General features: G+C 61.1%; 1 protein-coding gene. It reads right to left on the minus strand.

Annotated elements, in window-relative coordinates:
* Positions 1-8: 8 nt before the first annotated feature.
* Entirely contained in the window at positions 9-944 is a 936-nt protein-coding gene (locus tag ACVOK8_RS19120; RefSeq protein ID WP_481568196.1) for an IS110 family transposase, read from the minus strand.
* Positions 945-1,156: the final 212 nt, after the last annotated feature.

Here is a 1,156-nt window from a genome sequence, read left to right on the forward strand (position 1 = left end):
TGTAGGAGTCAACTGTCTTTAGCGCCTCCCGCTATACCCGCTATCCAGGGTGCGTTGTCACGTTTCATGGCATTGAGCCTGGTCAGGTATTTGCGCATACAGGCGGTGACAGCCAGCTTTTTGGGCTTACCTGCGGCCACTAGATGTTGGTAGCACAACGCCAGTGCCTGATCGCCTCGGATCGCCGACCAGGTGGCCATGTACAGCACCCGCCGGACATCAGCCCTTCCGCCGGCTATACGGCGCTGGCCTCGCCAGCGTCCGCTGTCACGGTTGTACGGGGCCAGGCCTACCAAGGCCGCGATCTGACGGCGATCCAGTCGCCCCAGTTCGGGTAACCGCGCCGCCAAGGTGGCACGCAGGATCGGGCCCAGTCCCGGCGCCTTGCCCAGCGATGAGGGCTCAGCACTGGCAAGTTTGGCCAAGAGCTTGTCCAGGTCCTTGATCTGCGCTTGGAGCTTGTCTATCCAGTTCTGCAGGAAGGTTTGCACCACAGGCGCCTGCAGTTGCTGAAGACGGCGACGATGGCTATCGCGCTCACTGACAAAAGCACTTCTCAACTGCAGCCACTCACGCAAAATAGCGGTCGCTTCAGGCAGTGGCTCCGTCAGTGCCGCCGGTAGCAACTGCGCCGCTACTGCCAGCACGCGGGCATCCAACGCATCGGTTTTTGCCTTCACCCCCAAGGCGCGCGCCAGCTCACGCGGTCGCTGAGCGGGAAGCCGCACAGCAGGCAGATTTACCTGATGCAGGTGCTTGAGCAGTGCCTGTTCATAGCCGCCGCTGGCCTCGAAGACGATGCGCTGACACGGCATCTGTTGCAACCAAGACACCAGTTCGGTCAGGCCGGCTGCTGAGTTGGCAAAAACGTTGCTCTGCTCCTGGGGCAGAACGTGGACCACCAATTCCAACTTGGCGACATCGATACCAACATAGCTACCCATCACCGGCTCCTGTTGTAGGCTGACAGTGAGAGCGCTCCCCTGATCCCATGCTTGTACGGTTCGGACTCGTATCCGATCAACTGTTCGGGCTGAAGGGGAGTTTGGAGTGCGGCGCCCCAACTCCTACACGTGCTTCTGGGCACCGCGACGTAACGGGCTGCCGCACTCCGCTCTCAACCACAATCTACTCGGCTGGCAGACACAAGCGGCGT

It is taken from the genome of Stenotrophomonas sp. STEN083, from assembly GCF_056759195.1.